Annotated in this window: 13 protein-coding genes and 2 pseudogenes; 6 read left to right on the top strand and 9 right to left on the bottom strand. The window is 39.8% G+C overall.

Features of this window, described 5'->3' with window-relative positions; genetic code table 11:
* Positions 1-17: 17 nt before the first annotated feature.
* From I6F45_RS04235 to pepA, 3 genes are all read right to left on the bottom strand, one after another.
* Complete coding sequence (locus I6F45_RS04235) at positions 18-2,897, bottom strand: valine--tRNA ligase (RefSeq protein ID WP_197159760.1); 2,880 nt, start codon at positions 2,895-2,897, stop codon at positions 18-20.
* 53 nt (positions 2,898-2,950) lie between these two features.
* Positions 2,951-3,397, bottom strand: a complete 447-nt coding sequence (locus I6F45_RS04230) for a DNA polymerase III subunit chi (RefSeq protein ID WP_007587285.1) — start codon at positions 3,395-3,397, stop codon at positions 2,951-2,953.
* 150 nt (positions 3,398-3,547) lie between these two features.
* Positions 3,548-5,059, bottom strand: coding sequence for a leucyl aminopeptidase (gene pepA / locus I6F45_RS04225; RefSeq protein WP_007587283.1), 1,512 nt, complete (start codon positions 5,057-5,059; stop codon positions 3,548-3,550).
* A gap of 309 nt (positions 5,060-5,368) precedes the next feature.
* Between pepA and lptF the strand changes: the two genes are divergently transcribed.
* Together lptF and lptG are read left to right on the top strand one after the other, a co-directional pair.
* Positions 5,369-6,481 (top strand): LPS export ABC transporter permease LptF, encoded by a 1,113-nt coding sequence (gene lptF / locus I6F45_RS04220; RefSeq protein ID WP_002962016.1) that lies wholly within the window; start codon positions 5,369-5,371, stop codon positions 6,479-6,481.
* Positions 6,478-7,545 (top strand): LPS export ABC transporter permease LptG, encoded by a 1,068-nt coding sequence (gene lptG, locus I6F45_RS04215; protein WP_007587278.1) that lies wholly within the window; start codon positions 6,478-6,480, stop codon positions 7,543-7,545. The genes lptF and lptG overlap by 4 nt, the downstream gene beginning before the upstream one ends.
* A 101-nt stretch (positions 7,546-7,646) precedes the next feature.
* Here lptG and I6F45_RS04210 read toward each other — a convergent pair whose 3' ends face one another.
* The 4 genes from I6F45_RS04210 to I6F45_RS04195 form a co-directional block, all read right to left on the bottom strand.
* The gene (locus I6F45_RS04210; protein WP_007587274.1) at positions 7,647-8,147 is read right to left on the bottom strand and encodes an RDD family protein; all 501 of its coding nucleotides are present in this window, start codon (positions 8,145-8,147) and stop codon (positions 7,647-7,649) included.
* A gap of 171 nt (positions 8,148-8,318) precedes the next feature.
* Complete coding sequence (locus I6F45_RS04205) at positions 8,319-9,083, bottom strand: DUF6515 family protein (RefSeq protein ID WP_197159754.1); 765 nt, start codon at positions 9,081-9,083, stop codon at positions 8,319-8,321.
* Positions 9,084-9,462: 379 nt separating this feature from the next.
* Entirely contained in the window at positions 9,463-9,720 is a 258-nt protein-coding gene (locus I6F45_RS04200) for a hypothetical protein (protein WP_010554878.1), read from the bottom strand.
* Between the two features lie 379 nt (positions 9,721-10,099).
* Entirely contained in the window at positions 10,100-11,239 is a 1,140-nt protein-coding gene (locus tag I6F45_RS04195; protein ID WP_197159753.1) for an alkene reductase, read from the bottom strand.
* Between the two features lie 80 nt (positions 11,240-11,319).
* On the opposite strand from I6F45_RS04195, the gene I6F45_RS04190 reads away from it, so the two are divergent.
* From I6F45_RS04190 to I6F45_RS21600, 4 genes and pseudogenes are all read left to right on the top strand, one after another.
* On the top strand, positions 11,320-12,237 hold the full coding sequence (locus tag I6F45_RS04190; RefSeq protein WP_197159751.1) for a LysR family transcriptional regulator: 918 nt from the start codon (positions 11,320-11,322) through the stop codon (positions 12,235-12,237).
* 144 nt (positions 12,238-12,381) lie between these two features.
* Positions 12,382-13,824 carry a tetratricopeptide repeat protein gene (locus I6F45_RS04185; protein WP_197159749.1) on the top strand — a complete coding sequence of 481 codons (1,443 nt, stop codon included), beginning with the start codon at positions 12,382-12,384 and terminating at the stop codon, positions 13,822-13,824.
* A gap of 14 nt (positions 13,825-13,838) precedes the next feature.
* A pseudogene (locus I6F45_RS21605) lies at positions 13,839-14,213 on the top strand (GGDEF domain-containing protein); the annotation flags it as partial.
* A 123-nt stretch (positions 14,214-14,336) separates the two neighbouring features.
* Positions 14,337-14,437 (top strand): annotated as a pseudogene (locus tag I6F45_RS21600) (LysR family transcriptional regulator); the annotation flags it as partial.
* On the opposite strand, the gene I6F45_RS04175 reads toward I6F45_RS21600, so the two are convergent.
* Positions 14,432-15,502: a cytochrome-c peroxidase gene (locus I6F45_RS04175; protein ID WP_165739953.1), complete on the bottom strand. Its 1,071-nt coding sequence runs from the start codon at positions 15,500-15,502 to the stop codon at positions 14,432-14,434. The pseudogene I6F45_RS21600 and the gene I6F45_RS04175 overlap by 6 nt on opposite strands.
* Complete coding sequence (locus I6F45_RS04170; protein WP_197159748.1) at positions 15,495-18,173, bottom strand: TonB-dependent receptor plug domain-containing protein; 2,679 nt, start codon at positions 18,171-18,173, stop codon at positions 15,495-15,497. The genes I6F45_RS04175 and I6F45_RS04170 overlap by 8 nt, the downstream gene beginning before the upstream one ends.
* Positions 18,174-18,178 lie beyond the last annotated feature (5 nt).

Here is an 18,178-nt window from a genome sequence, read left to right as displayed (position 1 = left end):
AGGCATAATAACTAAAATTATAAGCTTTCTATTTTAGTTTTTTGCTCAAGTAGCTTAGTTTTAGCATCGCTAAATTCAGCCAGTTTTGCATTTTCTTTAGCAAGTACCGCTTCAGGTGCGTTGTTTACAAACTTTTCGTTAGCAAGTTTGTTTTGTACTTGTGCTAGGCCTTTTTCTGCTTTTTCGAGTTGCTTATTAATACGCGAAAGCTCGGCTTCCACATCAATTAAGCCCGCCATTGGGATCATGATCTCAAGGTTGCCAACATAAGACGTTGCACATGCTGGTGCATCGTCTTTGTTTTCAAGCATTGTAAACTCTTCAATTTTTGCAAGTGATGCTAAAAATGATTTGTTTTCTTCAATACGGCGCATGTCGTCACTTGATGCATTAGCAAGTAATACGCTAAGCGGTTTACTTGGACTAATATCCATTTCACCACGAATATTACGAATAGCTAAAATGAATTGTTTAACCCACTCCAAGTCATCCATCGCTTTAGCATCAACGCTTGCTTCATTATATACAGGGAACGGCTGAACCATAATGCTGGTGTTTGCTGTTTCAAGGCCTGCAAGTGGTGCAACACGTTGCCAAATAGTTTCAGTGATGTATGGCATCATTGGATGCATTAAACGCAGTAAACTTTCAAGTACCGTTATTAGCGTATGGCGTGTACCACGTTGCTGCGCTTCATTACCTTTAAACAGTACTGGCTTAGTTAGTTCTAAGTACCAATCACAAAATTGGTTCCATGTGAATTCGTAAAGCGTGTTAGCAGCTAAGTCAAAGCGGTAGTTATCTAGGTGTTCTGTGTAGGTTTTAACTGTTGCTTCATATTGACCTAAAATCCAACGGTCAGCTAATGAGAATTCTTTATCTGTTAATACAGTATCTACATTACTTCCTAGCCCAGTAAAACCACAATCTAGCTCTTCTGTGTTCATTAGTACGTAACGGCTCGCGTTCCATAATTTATTACAGAAGTTACGGTAACCTTCAAGGCGGTTCATATCCCAGTTAATATCACGACCGGTAGATGCCATTGCAGCAAGCGTAAAGCGAAGGGCGTCGGTGCCGTGTGCTTCAATACCGCCTGCAAATACTTTACGCGTATCTTTTTCGATTTTAGCGGCAAGTTTTGGCTGCATCATATTACCAGTACGTTTTTGTACTAGGTCTTCAAGTTCAATGCCGTCAATCATGTCTAGTGGGTCAAGTACGTTACCTTTTGACTTAGACATTTTATCGCCATTATCGTCACGTATTAAGCCAGTTACATATACGGTTTTAAACGGAACTTGTGGTTTGCCATTTTCGTCTTTTACAAAGTGCAGCGTCATCATAATCATGCGTGCAACCCAGAAGAAAATAATATCAAAACCAGTTACCAACACGTCAGACGGGTGGAAGGTTTTTAAATCATCAGTATTTTCAGGCCAACCTTGTGTAGAGAAAGTCCAAAGCGCTGATGAGAACCACGTATCAAGTACGTCTTCGTCTTGGCTTAGCGTTACGTTATCTGCAATGTTGTTTTCACGGCGTACTTCAGCTTCGTCGCGACCAACAAATACGTTACCTTCATTGTCGTACCAAGCTGGGATACGGTGACCCCACCAAAGCTGGCGTGAAATACACCAATCTTGTACGTCGTTCATCCATGAGAAGTACATGTTTTCATATTGCTTAGGTACAAATTGAATATCGCCGTTTTTAACAGCGTCTTTTGCAGGCTCAGCAAGTGGTGCAACACGTACATACCATTGGTCGGTAAGTAGTGGCTCGATTACAACACCAGAGCGATCGCCGTAAGGAACCGTTAAACCATGGTCTTCAATTTTTTCAAGTAGGCCAAGTTCTTCAAATTCAGCCACAATTGCTTTACGCGCTGCAAAACGATCAAGCCCGCGCAAGCGCTCAGGAATTGGCGCATCAAACTCAAGCTCTTTACCGTCAAAGGTGTATGTTTCACCTTGGGTAAGAATAGCGGCGTCTTTATCGAAAATGTTGATCATCGGCATTTGATGACGCTTGCCCACTTCGTTATCGTTAAAGTCGTGCGCTGGGGTTATTTTTACACAGCCCGTGCCTTTATCTTTATCGGCATGTTCGTCAGCAACAATTTTAATACGACGATTAACGATAGGTAATAAAATCTCTTTACCGATTAAATCTATGTAGCGTTCGTCATCAGGGTTTACTGCAACACCTGAGTCGCCAAGCATGGTTTCTGGACGAGTTGTAGCGACTACTATGTAGTCTTTTCCGTCTTGCGTTGTAACGCCATCAGCCAGTGGGTAACGTAAGTTCCACATGTGGCCTTTTTTGTCTTTGTTTTCAACTTCAAGATCAGAAATAGCCGTATGTAATTTAGGATCCCAGTTTACTAGGCGTTTACCACGGTAAATTAGGTTTTCTTTGTGAAGGCGTACAAACACTTCTTTAACAGCTTCAGATAAACCATCATCCATGGTAAAGCGTTCACGATCCCAATCAACCGATGCGCCAAGGCGACGAAGCTGCTTGGTAATAGTGCCGCCCGATTCTTTTTTCCATTCCCAGATTTTATTAATAAAATCTTCGCGGCCTAAATCGTGGCGTGTTTTGCCTTCTTCGGCATGCAGTTTACGCTCAACTAACATTTGCGTTGCAATACCTGCGTGGTCAGTACCTACTTGCCATAATGTGTTGTTACCTTGCATACGTTTAAAACGCGTTAGGGTATCCATTATTGTATCTTGGAAGGCGTGGCCCATGTGCAAGCTACCAGTGACATTTGGCGGCGGGATCATAATTGAATACGGTACGCCTTGGCCAGATGGCTTAAAGTAGCCTTTTTGTTCCCAGTCTTGATATAGAGACTGTTCAATATCTTGCGGATTGTAGGTTTTATCCATTACACAGAACCTTAAATAAGTACTTAAATTAGTTGGTTAGTTTGCCTGATTGGCTAGCTATTAATATCTTGCGTGGTGAGATTGGCACCGAGTTGGCGTAGCTTTTTAAAACGCTCGCGGGCTGCCTGTTTAGCAGCTGCTTCTACGGGTACAAAATCAAAAACTTGGTTAAACCGACGAATGTAATCCGGTAACTGAGTAGCCAAGTTAATTAAAACTTTACGATTGCCAACAGGTGGCGTAATACCAATTTCTACCGGTGCGCCGCCTTTAGGGCCTTCACCTTGTAAATTATGTGGCACAAAACTATCTGGATCGAATGCCCAAATTATTTCATCAATGGCACAGGCTGCTTCGTTATCGTTAACACAAATAAACACACGCTGCCCATTTCGATACTGATCGGCCGCAATTTGAGCAGCCAAAGCAAAATGATCGTCAGCTTTAGCTTTAGACTCATCTTGTTGCTTTAGAACGAAAAATTTAGCGTTCATGTTCATTGTATCGGGGTTTCCCATGACATTGAATGCATACCAAATTGATATACATAAATTAAGAGGCAGATTTTGCCATATAACGGGGTTTGCTTCAATTAATACACAAATAAATAAGGCGCCAAATGGCGCCTTATAAGTAGCTAAACAGTGTGTTTAATCTTGAGCGGCTTCACTTACACCAGCTCTATTTAGTAAATACTGAGTAAGCATAGGAACAGGACGACCCGTTGCGCCTTTTTTAGCGCCACTGCGCCAAGCTGTACCGGCAACATCTAAATGCGCCCAATGATACTTTTTAGTAAATTTAGACAAGAAACATGCCGCAGTAATAGTACCCGCAGAGCGTCCGCCTAAGTTTGTAAAGTCAGCAAATGGGCTCTCTAGTTGATCTTGATAGTCATCCCATAACGGTAACTGCCATGCGCGGTCGCCACTTTGCTCAGACGCTTTTAATAAATCGTGTGCAAGTGGGTTATGGTTTGATAGTAAACCAGTCGCATGCGCGCCAAGGGCTACAATACAAGCGCCAGTAAGTGTTGCTACGTCAATAACCGTATCTGGATTAAAACGTTCAACGTACGTTAGTGCGTCGCACAATACTAAACGACCTTCAGCGTCGGTGTTTAACACTTCAACTGTTTGCCCCGACATTGTTGTTAGAATATCACCCGGGCGATACGCGTTTGAGCCAGGCATGTTTTCACAGCCAGCTAAAACACCAATAACGTTAATTGGCAATTGCATTTGTGCAAGTGCACGCATTGCGCCAATAACACCTGCAGCGCCGCCCATGTCGTATTTCATTTCGTCCATGCCTTCGCCTGGTTTTAATGAAATACCGCCTGAGTCAAACGTTAAGCCTTTACCAACAAGTACAATAGGGGCTTGGTCGTCAGCGGCGCCTTTGTAGTTAATAATCGACATAATTGATTCGTTATCACTACCTCGGCCAACAGCTAGGTAAGAATTCATACCTAGTTCTGCCATTTGCTTTTCGCCAATAATATCAACAGTGATGTTGTCAAAATTAGTTGCCAACTCTTGTGCTTGCTCGCCTAAGTACACTGGGTTACAAATATTTGGTGGCATATTAGCCACGTCTTTACACAGCTTACTACCTGCAGCAATGGCTAAACCATGCTCAATGGCACTTTCGCCAATCGTTAGTTCGCGTCGTGTTGGTACGTTAAACACCATTTTACGAAGCGGACGACGAGGGTCTACTTTTTTACTTTTTAATTGGTTAAACGTATATAAGCAATCTTGTGTTGTTTCTACTGCTTGACGAACTTTCCAGTAAGTGTCGCGACCTTTAACGTGTTGCTCTGTTAAAAAGCAGACTGCTTCCATAGAGCCTGTTTCGTTTAAGGTATTAATAGTTTTAGAAATAATTTGTTTATATTGCTTATCATCAAGCTCGCGCTCTTTACCACAACCAACAAGCAATATGCGCTCGCTTAATACATTAGGTACATGATGCAATAATAAAACTTGGCCTGGCTTACCTTCTAAGTCGCCACGGCGAAGTAAATTAGAGATATAGCCATCACTAATTTTATCGAGTTGTTCACCAATGGGGGATAACCTACGTGGCTCGTAAACGCCAACCACAATACATGCGCTGCGCTGTTTTTCTGGGCTACCACTTTTTACGTTAAATTCCATTGTCACTCCTGATTTTGAGTCATTTAAGTTAGTAAGTTGGGGCTAAAAAAGTATTTTCTAGTCTTATCTACGTAACTTATGTGCGGATAATTTTAATTTTAGCTGATTTTGCTAGACTCTTACTGTGTAATTGAACTTTATATGCTTAAGGGCTACTAATGCAACATTATATCGTGCACTTAGGTAGGATAATTAAATTTGATGGCTTATAATAATAGCCTATTTGCCGGTATTAATTGGGTAAAATAGCTATTTAACTATTCAATTCTCACTATCGTAGTGAAATTCCATGTTTAACAGGGGCGAGCATTGCTAATTTTCCGTTATTTGACCGCTGAGGTTTTAAAATCGCAGGTCGCCGTATTTTTAACTTTGATGACAATATTTTTGTCACAAAAGTTAGTTGGTATTTTAGGTGATGCCTCTGAGGGCAGCATTCCTGCTAAATTAGTGCTATCGATGATTGCACTAAAACTTCCACAACTAGCCTCGCTAATACTTCCACTGAGTATATTTTTAGGCATTATTTTAGCCTACAGCCGTATTTACGCTGATAGCGAAATGACCGTACTTAAAGCCTGTGGCGTAAGTGAATGGTATGTTGTGCGCGTAACACTTATATCAAGTGTAGGGCTTGCTATATTAGCCGCAGCACTGACTATGTATATAGCGCCGTGGGCAAGCGAGCAAGAGTATCAATTAAAAGAGCAAGCCAAAGCCGATGCGGGGTTATCTGCACTCAGAGCTGGGCGGTTCCAAGAAACCGGTAACGAAAAAGCAGTGGTGTTTATTCATAATATTGAAAAGGGTGGCAAAGAGCTCAATAAGGTATTTGTTGCACAGTTACCCGATAGCGAAAAAGGCAACCTAGCGCGCTTAGTATATGCAGAGCAAGGTGTTGTGGTTGAAGCCGTAAATGGTGAGCAACAGCTCGTGCTAACAGACGGTAAACGCTATGAAACAGATGGCACAACGCCTGCACTTAACTTAACAGAATTTGATGGTTACAGCGTACAAATACGAGAACAAGAAATAGAGCATCAACGCCGTAAGTTAGAGGCTGTGCCTACTAATCAATTACTCGCCATTAATACTCCTGAATCTATTGCTCAATGGCAATGGCGACTCGCTATTCCGTTATCAATCCCGCTACTTACCTTACTGGCAGTACCACTAAGTGTGGTTAATCCTCGCCAAGGTAAATTTGCAAAACTAGTGCCTGCTATTAGCTTGTACTTAGGCTACTTTATTTTACTAAATGCCGCTAAATTTGCAGTTGAAGATGGCAAAATCCCGCCTTCAATCGGCTTGTGGTGGATTCATCTAAGTGCCCTGTTTATAGGTGGGTTATTAATTATAAAAGGGCGACCACTGGGCGCTTGGCTTAAAGCCGTTGTAACTAAGCGGGAGTTAGGCTCATGATGAAAACGCTTGATTGGTATTTAGGCCGCAGTATTTTACAAACTACTGGCTTTGCATTGTTGGTACTTGTTGGTATTAGCACCTTAATTAAGTTTATCGACCAGTTAAAGTCGGTAGGGCGCGGCAGTTACGATTTAATGACTGCAATGCTTTATACGCTTTATACAATTCCTGGCGATTTAGTAGTGTTTTTCCCGATGGCTGCGCTAATTGGTGGCTTAACGGGTTTGGGGGCACTTGCCTCAAACAGTGAGCTGGTAGTAATGCAAGCCGCTGGTATGTCGCGCTTACAAATAATTGGCTCTGTGATGAAAACAGCCATATTTATGGCTGTATGCATGATGGCACTTGGCGAATGGGGTGCACCTGAAGCGCAATTACACGCTAAAGAAATGCGTAACCAAGCAATACATGGCGGCGATGTGTTTAATACACAAAAAGGTGTATGGGCTAAAGACGGCAATAATTTTATTAATATTGAAGATGTTGATGAAAACGGCAGGCTCAACGGGGTACACATGTACCACTTTGATAAATCGCTAGAGCTTACCCAAATTACTAAAGCAAGAGATGCACTGAGCCGAAAAGAAGGCTGGCTACTTCGTGACGTAAATAAGGTTATTATTACTAGCGAAAAAACCACAACAGAGCAATTACCAGAAGAGTTTTACCCTTCGCAACTCACAGCTGAAAAGTTAGGGGTTGTTTCGGTAAAACCGGAGTCACTTTCATTTACTGGGCTTTGGTCGTATTTAAGTTACTTAGAGCAAAACGAACAAGACACAAGCACCTACGAGCTTGCTCTATGGCGTAAGTTGATGCAGCCAGTATCTGTTGCGGTAATGCTGCTGGTGGCGCTCTCGTTTATATTTGGCCCGCTGCGTACCGTTACTATGGGCGCACGTATTATTATGGGTGTTGTAACGGGGATTGTGTTTCACTTAACTAATGAAATATTTGGCCCTGTCGTTATGGTTTACCAAATACCAGCCATTATAGGTGCGGTATTGCCCAGTATTATATTTATAGGCTTTGCGACCTATTTGATGAATAAACGGGTATAGAGTACCTATTCAAAGCATTAAAAAGGGTGACCACTGGTCACCCTTTTTGCTTTTTAACTACTGCTTAACTACCGCTTAACTCACGATTTGAAAAGTTGGTATTAATCAAGCTCACTATAAATACGTCTGTTTTCTTCTTTAGTAAGCGCAATAACTTCTGTTTTAGAGATGTAATCTTGCAGTGCTTTTTTGTTTTTAAAATCGACTAACACCACCAAATTACCTAAACCGAGTAAAGCGCTAACGCTGCGGATAATTGATTGCGGCCAGCTAATTAAATTACCCTCAAGAGTTTGTACTTTTAAACGCCATGCACGCATGCCAATGGTTTGCCCGCTTTTAGTCCAAAAGTAGCCAAAAAATACTAAGGTAACAATAATTAAAAGAGCGGTACGAATACCCGAAAGAAGATTTGAATTTTGAATAAAGGCAGATACATCCTCTGCGCCATTTAAACTAATTACATCGAGAGAAATAAGCCCTTGTACTGCAAATAAATACAGCACTACAGTTAACATCGCAAACGCAATAATGGCTAACGTATCGTAAACTAACGACGCAAAACGGCGCCAAAAACCAGCACGTGGAAACTCACCCGACATAAATACACTCTCACTATTAATATGCGAGCTAGTTTAGCAAAAAAGCTTACAAATACTAAGACATGTTAATGCTTAGAGAGGGAATTGATTTTATTGCTTTAAGTTATTACCTACAGGGGAAATGAAAAAGACCCTGCTATTGGTAGCAAGGCCTTTTAATTTATAGCGGATTTAACCTAGCTTTATAGCAAGGTATTTTATGTCGTCACCACTTATTTGCGGTAAAAAATAAATATCGCCGTATTTAAAATACTGCTGCGAGTTAATTATTACGGCCTGCGCTGCCTGAGGCAATGAATCGTAAGTTTGGCCCAAGCTATAATCATTCACATTCCCCACTTTTATTGCCTGATTAAGACGGGTTGGTGGCTCATCAACCACTGTATAACCGTCATTATTTGCGACGTAATACACGTTTTGATATGTGTAGTAGGTGGTATTGTGATGCTTAAAATGCCTGTGATTTTTTGGTAGCGTATTTATACGCAGGCCTCTAGGTGGCGTAACTACATGGTAGCCTCTTTTAGCTTTACGGTAGTAAAGGCCGTCGTTAAACGTAAACGAAATACCATTAAATCTAATCGATGCGCTATTGCGTGGTAAATGGTTTATAAATCGATTTTGTCTGTAAGCGACTGAATTATTATGGTTTGTTAAGTAGTTATATTTGCGCTGGTTGTAGCGGTATTGTTCACGCTTTTCCTGCTTGTACTTAGCAAGTTTACGTTTTTCTTGCTTACGGTCTTCTCGTTTTTCTTTTTTATGCTCAATACGCTGCTTTTTTTCATGGCGGCGTTCATCGCGTTTATATTCAACACGTTTGTCGTGGTCACGTTTAAAGCTTTTATCATTCTCTCGCTCGTTTTGTGCTCCAAGCGCAGAGCCTGATACTGCGCCAATGGCGAGCAGTGCAGGTAGTAAAAAAGTAAGTTTCATAGTATTGCCTCGTTTATGTTTTTACATAACTGGGTTCAATACTAGCGGTTCAAACTGAATGTTAACTGACATACAACAGCAAACGGAGCTATGCTTACAGCTTTTTACATTTTACTGACAGTTATTGACATACTTAGTTATTTTTGACGATTTTTGAGGGTAATCCTGTTCTTTGTAAGTATATTTATTACGAGAGATATTTTAATAATATTGCTATTAAATTATGTATTTGGACTTTTTTGTTGTGCTTAGAAAACGTTATTTCCTTGCATTTTAAGATGGGGTAATACCAATAACAGAGTTTAAATGGTGTAAAAAGCTAAGTTTGCGGCGCGTTATTTATTGCCGCAAACATGACTTTATATTTTAAAGTGCGCATTTATCTTTTAATAAATTTAAGGCTAGGGTGATACGTTATGACATTAACTTTAACAAATGCTGTGTTATTAACGTTTCTTTTAACAACTTTAACTGGAACATACTTGATTACCTTAGTTTGGTTAATTTTTTTCAGTTCTCGTTTTAGCTGAACCTTTTTATATTCTTGCTTTGTATATCTATCATGTGGTGCTGCAAATGCAGAACTAGATAAAGTGCCAATAACTAATAGTGCAGGTAGTATAAATGTAAGTTTCATAATATTGCCTCGTTTGTGGTTAACATGGCTAGTATTGACGTTTGAAACTGAATGCCAACTGCATGCAGGGCAACTTTAGGGAGGCTTTACACCCTTTTACTTATCTTTACTATTCTTGACGCTAATACCAATCCGTAGTAATACTTAATCAATTTGAGGGATTAAATCTAACGTTAACTCTATTAAAAAATGACTGATATATGGCTGCATAAATGCAGAGGGTAGGGCAATGAAAGAGCAATTGTCGAGAACAACTAATAACAAAATTTTAGCTGTGTTATCAACACCGTTTTCTTACCTCAAAACAGGTAGCTTGATTAAGCTACCAGGTATAAAACCGTATTGGTTCTATACCAATTCCATATATCGTTTAGGTTGACTACTTTTGATAAAAAGGGTAATCGCTATAACCTACTTCAGTACCGCCATACATAGTGGCTGCATCGGCCTCGTTAAACGTCCAATTATTCGCTATACGCTCTGGTAAATCAGGGTTAGCTATAAATGGGCGACCAAATGCAAATAAGTCACCGTAACCTTCACCTAAAATACGTACCGCTTTTTCTACTGTGTATTTACCAGCATAAATGATGCGACCTGAAAATTCAGCTCGTACTGCTTTATAAAATTCTTGTGGTAAATCAGGAGCATTTTCCCAATCAGCTTCCGCTATTGATAAGTAAGCAATACCTGCTTGCTCAAGCACTTTAACGGCTTGTACATAAGTATGATGAGGGTTTGATTCAACAAGTCCTAAATACACTCGTGTTTCATCTGTGCTTTCAAATAAAGGAGCAAAGCGAACACCTAAACGATCAGAGCCTACAACGTCACTTACCGCTTCAACTATCTCTTTTAAAAAGCGCAGGCGATTATTAAGCGTTCCACCGTATTGATCGTCACGGTTATTAGTATGTTCAGAAATAAACTGATTAACTAAATACCCGTTAGCACAATGAAGCTCTACGCCATCAAAGCCTGCTTCTAGAGCATTACGTGCAGCTTGCGCATACATGTTTACCAGTTCGCCAACTTCAGTTGTTGTTAGTGCACGAGGCTCACTTGGGTCAGCCAATGCGCCTTCACCAGGTGCGGTTTCAATAAATACTTTTACATTGTCAGCAATAATATCTGAAGGGCCAACCGGTTTACCTGAATTTGGTTGTAGTGTGGCGTGCGATACGCGCCCTACATGCCAAAGCTGAGCAAAAATAACACCGCCTTTAGCATGTACTGCATGTGTTACTTTTTTCCAGCCTTCAATTTGTGCTTGTGAGTGAATACCTGGGGTCCAAGCGTAGCCTTGTCCACGAGGTTCTATTTGTGTGCCTTCGGTAACCATAAAACCAGCCGATGCCCGCTGCGCATAATACTCAGCCATTAATTCATTAGGAATATTGCCAGGCTGAGTGCTGCGAGAGCGAGTAAGAGGTGGCATCACAATACGGTTTTTAAGTGTAAAAGGGCCAAGCTCAATTGATGAGAATAAAGGGGCGGTATTAACTAATTCTGATTTCATTTTAAATTCTCTTATAAAGCAAACAAAGGCTTAAATAGTGGTTAAGCAACATTGGCAGCATAGAGATTTAAAGATACAATTTGAAACAACACTTTTTTGTGCAGCATACAATTATGAATGGTATTAGTCGGCTCGATATAAAACAGTTAAGAGTACTCAGTAGCTTATTAGAACTGCAAAATCTTTCGCAAGTAGCCAAAAAAATGGGGTTAACGCAACAAGCTATTAGTGAGCAACTACGAAAGCTACGAGACTTATTTGACGATCGCTTGTTTATTCGCCAAGGTAATAACATGGTTGCTACTCCTAAAGCGCAAGGACTCAAGGCGCCTGTTAACCATATTTTAAAGCAATTAGAATCGTTACTAGAGCCCGAACTGTTTAGTCCGCAAACTTATAAAGGCGTGTTTACCATAAGCGCAACCGACTACGCCACGCAGGCTTTACTACCGCAATTATTTAATATTACCCGTCGCGAAGCCCCCGGTTTAAAGCTGATAGTGCGCGACTTTGCATCCGATAACGTTAATCAACTTATAACGGCAGGCGAGCTTGATTTATTGATTAGCTTTCCGGAATTTATACCCGACAATCTTTCTTATATTACTTTGTTTGAAGAGCAGCATTTGTGTATTTCTGGTGTTGGTAACAACACTTACATGGAGCCTTTGAGCTTGGCGCAATTTGCAAAGCATCCTCAGCTAGTGGTATCGCCATCGCGTGCTAATTTACGCGGGTCGCACGATCAGTGGTTTGAAAGCCAAGGGCTAAAACGTAATATTGTAATGTCGGTACCGAGCTTTTCAGCGGTGCCTGACATTTTACATACAACCGATATGCTAGCGTTTTACCCATCAAGATTATTACCAAATAGCAAAGTTAAACAGCTAAAAATAGAAGCTCTGCCTCCTACATTTAAAGTAATAGCCGCATGGCATCCACGTACTAACAACAGCCCAATTCATAAGTGGTTGATAGAGCAATTACAAAACCTATAACAGCAAACTTTAATACAAGTATTAATGTAAGTATTAAAGCAAATACTGTTACCATAATTAACAATAGTTATTAAAGATTGTCGTCAGCTAATTACAGTGTCCTACAATTGTGTTTTAAGTGCGGTAAAGGAATTATAAAGCTAAATGTTTAAGTTATTTTTTGGTGTTTTTTGTTCTCTACTTTGTTTTAGTACTTTTGCTAACACAGTAAAAGAAGATGTTGAAAAGATACTAAGTGGATATTTAACGAGTAGTCAAAGTCGTGGGCTTATGGATAAGTTAGAGCGCAATTTACCTTATTCTTCATCGCTCGATACTGCTCGCGTTAAAACTGTAAAGTGTTGGTTTTATGACCCCCAAAATGACAATAATTACATAGCATTAAATGATTTACTGACAGATGCTAATCAAGCAATCAAAAAAGCTGGCTCGCCTAAATTAAAACTCGATTTACAAACATGCCAAGCATTTCATTTATACCAACAAGGCAAAGTAAGTACAGCCACTTCAATGGCTAAAAATGTTATTAGTGCCACCTCTAAAAATCCAGAGCTTTATTATCAACATGCGACAGCTAACTTAATATTAGGGATAATTTTTCGTTCACAAGGTTCGTACCAGCAAGCTTTTTTGGCATTTCAACAAGCTTATAATACCTTTGAACAAGGCGACTTTTCTTACGATAAAGCGCTTATACTTAAAGAGATAGGGCTTATCCATGCCGATCTTCACAATTTTTCGCTCGCTGAAGAACAATTGCAAAGAGCAATTAATGAGCTGACAAATTATAATGAGCAAGAATGGTACATAGCCACAGATAGCCTAGCCCAAGCTTACGAAGCTCAAGGTAATTATCAAAAAGCGATAGTGTTGTACAGCAGTATACTCCCTGCCGTAACTAAGTATGAAGACGATGAAGGGAATGCTTACTTACTCTTTAAAATTGCACAAATAAATATTCAATTAAATGAGCTGCAAGAGGCTAAACAATACTTAAATAAAGCCAGGGATTTAACGCTAAATAGTGAGTGGATTAAATTTATTCAATCAATAACAACAGCTGAGTGGTTAATTAAAAAGGGTCGCCTAGATGAAGCGGAGCTTCTTTATTTAGATTTTGAACAAAATAGTTCTCAAGTATGGTCAGTCGACTCTTTAACTCGTTTTTTAGAATTTAAGCGTGAATTAGCAGTGCAAAAAAATAACTATCAGCAAGAAGCCTTAGCTCAAAGAGAGTTATTAAAAATCGCAGATAGAAAAGTGCAAGAAATTGCAGATAATACATTACTATCTCAACGTTTAGCGTTTGACTGGGAACAGCAAAAACGAGAAATAACAAGGCTGCAAGAGTCATCAGAGGTAAAAGAGCAGTTATTAAATTTAGCTGATGAAAAAGCATTTTGGCAAATCGCATCTTTGCTGTTTTCTATTGGGCTGATATTGATTTTAGCTTACATAACTTATAAACAAACTCAGCATAAACAGCGATTTAAAACACTTGCATTAAAAGACGAATTAACAGGTATCGCTAATCGTAGAGCAATATTTGCATTTAAATACAACGCGATTAAAAAAGCGAGTTTTTAGGGAATGCGTGTTCACTCATTGTTATTGATATAGACCACTTTAAACAAGTAAACGATACATATGGACATGATATTGGTGATGAAGTTATTATTTCTACTGTTAAATTTATAGAAAAAAACATTCGTCAAACAGATTGTGCAGGTAGGGTTGGTGGAGAAGAATTTTTAGTTGTTTTACCTAATATTGCACTTAGTTTTGCGCATGAAGTTGCCCAGCGTATACGCGAAAGTATTGAGAATGTTACTCATACCTCACTCCATATAAAATCAACAGTAAGTATTGGTGTAGTACAAGTTAAAGCGGGCGAAGCCCCAAAAGATGCATCCCGACGAGCTGATGAAAAATTATACGCAGCTAAAAATGCAGGCCGTAATAAAGTAATGGTTTAATAACTCAATAATTATTGAGTTATTAAACGGCTAGTAATTTATTATTGAAAAATATAGCAAGCTAATTCACCTAATACTCATATGTATTGAGAGTGTATATCCTTCTTCGATACCTTTCAAAAAGAAGCTCTGCCTCCTACCTTTAAAGTAATAGCGCATGGCACCCGCGTACTAATAACAGCCCTATTCATAAATGGCTGATAGAGCAGCTGCAAAATTTATAAAATCCTTAGAAATGCAACAAGATCTAAACGCTCTTGCTTAGTTAATTTTAATGGCTTTAGCAGTTTCGTCGTTTTAGGAAAATGAGGATCGTTTAATTGGTTTTTCCTAGGTTTAGGTCTTGCTCCACCATGGTTGTACATGTTTACTATACCTAGTAGGTCATCAAAAAGTCCATTGTGCATCCAAGGAAATGTTTGTGTTAAACCAAGTAGAGAAGGGGTTCTAAATAACCCTATATCACTTGGATTATTTGTAATATTAAACCGGCCTTTATCTTCAAAACTACGGCCGTAGTAATGAAGGCCAGTGCCATGAAATTGGTTGTCACTTAATAGCGCGCCATTATGGCAAGTCATACATTTTGCTTTGGTTCTAAATAAATGTAATCCGTTTAATTCACTATCTGATAAGCGTCTAACCGCTTTTTTTGGATTACTCTGAACCTCATTAATAAATGATTTAAAACGAGTATTAGGTGCAATGAGTGTTCGCTCAAATGCAACGAGGGCTTCTGCCATTTGTGCCATGGAGAGCGTATTTGAATTAAAAGCACTTTTATTAAATGCCGTATAGCTTTTATCTTTATTGACCCGCATTAAAGCTTTTTGTGGATCTAAGTCCATTTCAATTGGGTTGCTAATGGGCATAAGTGCTTGTTGCTCAGCTGTTTTAGCGCGACCATCCCAAAAAAAACTTTGCCACTGATCTATACCAAAAATTGCAGGGGTATTGCGGGTGCCCACTTGATCATTTATACCGATTGCAGTGGCACGACCATCATGAAAACCCTTATCTCGTTCATGACAACTTGCGCAGCTTACGGTTTTATCGCGTGAAAGCTGTGTATCATGAAAAAGCTTATTGCCAAGTGCAACGTGCTCTGCCCGTGGAGTGGCTATTGGCAATAGCGAAAGAGGCTCAACTATACGCTCATCACTGGTTTGAATGGCAGGCCAATTTACTTGGCTCTTACTATACAAACCACGTAGCTCTGTGTTGCTGTATTGTTGAGCGTGCATACTAAGGGGGAGTAATAATGTTATTAAACCAAGTAGCTTAATCATATTTATAAGTTACTCCAAGCCAAAACATTCGACCAGGTTCAATGCCAGCGGCTCCTTCGTTTACATTGTAAGTACGGGCGTTTAAAAGGTTAGATACATCAGCGCGTATTTCTACGTTGTGTTTTTCACTAATTTTAGGATTATATCGTAAGCTTAAGCCGACCATAGTGCGGGCACGAATAACACGTTGCTCATAAACATCAACCAAAGTAGATGTAATAGGGCAACTAATACAGCTCTTGTCTAGCTCAACGCTTTCACTCGCGCCTTTGCTAACAGCTGTATCAAAGCTACCACTATAGGTAATGTTTAAGCCTGTACTAAGTGAATCAAGCCAGTCAACATTCCAACCCATAGCGCCGGTTACGGGAGTTCCAAAATTGGTGCGAATTTGAGATAACTGGTTAAGTGTAACAAGTTCACCTTCTTCTTTAGCATTAACGTAATAAACTAGCTCATCAAGAGGGGTGTTATTTGCGGTTGCATTGTAGCTGTCGTTTGACACTTTATTTTGCGCATATGAAGCATTTGCCCAGAATGAATGTGCTTTAAATTGTGCACTCCATGCAATCGAGTAACGCTCAGAGCTACCTGTACCGCTGTTTGTTATTTCAATATATTTGAAGCCATCTTCACTTGGCGTATCAGCAGTTGAGCGAGACAATTGTTGATGCTTTTTCCGTTTTACATACTTAAGTGAAAAGTTACCAATTTTTTCAAATGAGTGAGCTATACCAAAAGCTAACTCGTCATCAAAAGGTGTTTGCACATCGTTAAAACGATATTTAAATGCGCCAGTGTAATTAGAGGGTAACCAGCCTTGTAAGTAGCCGTTTTCGATAGGGCGGTATTCGTTATACGAAAAGTTTTGTTGCTCTTTTATTTTATAACCAATAATTCCTGAATCATAATAACGGTTTACGCCTGCGCTTATTATTGTACGTCCATCATTAAACACATCGTAACCAAGCGAAATACGCGGGGCTAAGTTATGATTTTTTAAAAAATCATCATAGTTATAGCGCATTCCTAAGTTAATATTTACATGACCAAGCGTTAAATGATCGGTGATATATAAAGCGCCACGGTTAAGTCCTACATTTATATATTCAGCAGATGTAACTTTACGACCATTAAAATACTGTGCAGTACTTACAATGTTATCGCTATAAGCTGCAATATGTTCAGGGTTATTAAAATCAATACTCCCTCCCAATTGCTCGGTAAGTTGCTCTATAGAAATAGCAGATTCAAGCGATTGGCAATCAAGCGTGTAACCGCTGCAATTAAGTGGTGCACTGGCGCTTGACCAAATAATAGGAGAGTCGTATGTGTAACTATTTTGAAAACGTTCACGTTTCACTTCTTGGTGTATAAGCTCTATACCAGCTTTAATATTGTGCTCTACACTCAAAAATTTAAACGTATTAAAATCGAGAGTGTTTTTCCAACTCGTGGTCAATTGTGTGTTATCGAGCGCCCCATACCCACCTTGCTTGGAATAACGCGTATTAGATAATCCTTGGTCCGCAAATTCTCCCCATTGCTTTCCTTTTGCCTGCAACCAATTATAAAAGTGATCTTGGGACTCTCGACTGCTATCGCTTAAATTTACATTAAGGTTACTGTGCCATGTAGCAAAGCTTAAATTTTCTGTTAGCGATATTACGCCGCCCACTGCTCCACCTTCTAAGTGAAAGTTACTGTCTTTGGTATCAACAATAAAGTTATCAACTTCGTAAGGGGCGTACATTAAACTAATATCAAGCTGATCGACCCAGCCATTTTTGTATCCATATTTAACTAATGCATTAATATTTCGGCGACTTTGCGTTTTTGGTTGACCCAGTGAAAAATCACTAATGTCGCTGGTAAGGTAATTAACGCTTACCATAAGTCCGTGGCGTTCATTGAGTTGTTTATTGGCGCTCAATGAGTAACTTATTTTTTTAAACTCTGGGGCTTCTAGCGCTTCATCATCAACATTTCGTTGTCCAGACTCTTCATCAGCTTTAAGAAAATGGTATTCTCCCCAGCTACTTTGATTCCCACGCACACCAAAGCTAAAGCTGTCTTTTGCAAAAGCACTTTTGGTTTTAGCATCAACAATTCCACCTGAAAAACCACCAAATTCGGCTGGAATGTTATGGTCGTACACGGTTATTGATTCAACAATATCTGAATTTACATTCATGCTTTGCACACCGCCCGACACATCATTGCTGGTAGCTGTAACTCGTGTAGCACTGGCGGGATCAATACGGTTGTTGTAGTTCATGCCATCAATCGAAAACCCTGTTTGCCAAGGTTGCGCGCCAGAAATAGATATTTCGGGTGCGCTAATTTCAGCCAAGCTTTCAATACTAAAAGCGTCGTTACTGAGTTGTACTCCAGGGAGGAGGGCAATTAACTCATTTATATCCCCATTACCTTTAGCGGTCGAGGTTATAAAGTTACGGTCGAGGTATGAGCGACCAATTACTTCAGGCACTTCAATACCTATGTACTGACCTTTTACTTCTATGTGTTCTAAGGCTTCACAACGTTTTTTTTCTTCATTTTGTAAAGTACTGCATATGGGTTTTGACTGGTCGGTCTGCTCTTGCTCGTTCGCTGCATAAGCGTTTTGGGTAAGCAAAAGCAGACACGCTAAGGTGCTAGGTGTCTGCATTTAAA

Origin of the sequence: Pseudoalteromonas sp. SWYJZ19 (genome assembly GCF_015864375.1) — a bacterium.
Lineage (GTDB): Bacteria > Pseudomonadota > Gammaproteobacteria > Enterobacterales > Alteromonadaceae > Pseudoalteromonas > Pseudoalteromonas arctica.
The sequence above is the reverse complement of the archived record's forward strand: the minus strand, read 5'-3'. Positions and strand labels throughout refer to the sequence as shown.

Excerpts from the sequence above, each read along its gene's own strand:
- I6F45_RS04210 (WP_007587274.1), bottom strand. The coding sequence starts at position 8,147 with ATGTCGGGTGAGTTTCCACGTGCTGGTTTTTGGCGCCGTTTTGCGTCG.
- I6F45_RS04230 (WP_007587285.1), bottom strand. The coding sequence starts at position 3,397 with ATGAACATGAACGCTAAATTTTTCGTTCTAAAGCAACAAGATGAGTCT.
- lptG (WP_007587278.1), top strand. The coding sequence starts at position 6,478 with ATGATGAAAACGCTTGATTGGTATTTAGGCCGCAGTATTTTACAAACT.
- I6F45_RS04195 (WP_197159753.1), bottom strand. The coding sequence starts at position 11,239 with ATGAAATCAGAATTAGTTAATACCGCCCCTTTATTCTCATCAATTGAG.
- I6F45_RS04205 (WP_197159754.1), bottom strand. The coding sequence starts at position 9,083 with ATGAAACTTACTTTTTTACTACCTGCACTGCTCGCCATTGGCGCAGTA.
- I6F45_RS04185 (WP_197159749.1), top strand. The coding sequence starts at position 12,382 with ATGTTTAAGTTATTTTTTGGTGTTTTTTGTTCTCTACTTTGTTTTAGT.
- I6F45_RS04175 (WP_165739953.1), bottom strand. The coding sequence starts at position 15,502 with ATGATTAAGCTACTTGGTTTAATAACATTATTACTCCCCCTTAGTATG.
- I6F45_RS04235 (WP_197159760.1), bottom strand. The coding sequence starts at position 2,897 with ATGGATAAAACCTACAATCCGCAAGATATTGAACAGTCTCTATATCAA.
- I6F45_RS04200 (WP_010554878.1), bottom strand. The coding sequence starts at position 9,720 with ATGAAACTTACATTTATACTACCTGCACTATTAGTTATTGGCACTTTA.
- I6F45_RS04170 (WP_197159748.1), bottom strand. The coding sequence starts at position 18,173 with ATGCAGACACCTAGCACCTTAGCGTGTCTGCTTTTGCTTACCCAAAAC.
- pepA (WP_007587283.1), bottom strand. The coding sequence starts at position 5,059 with ATGGAATTTAACGTAAAAAGTGGTAGCCCAGAAAAACAGCGCAGCGCA.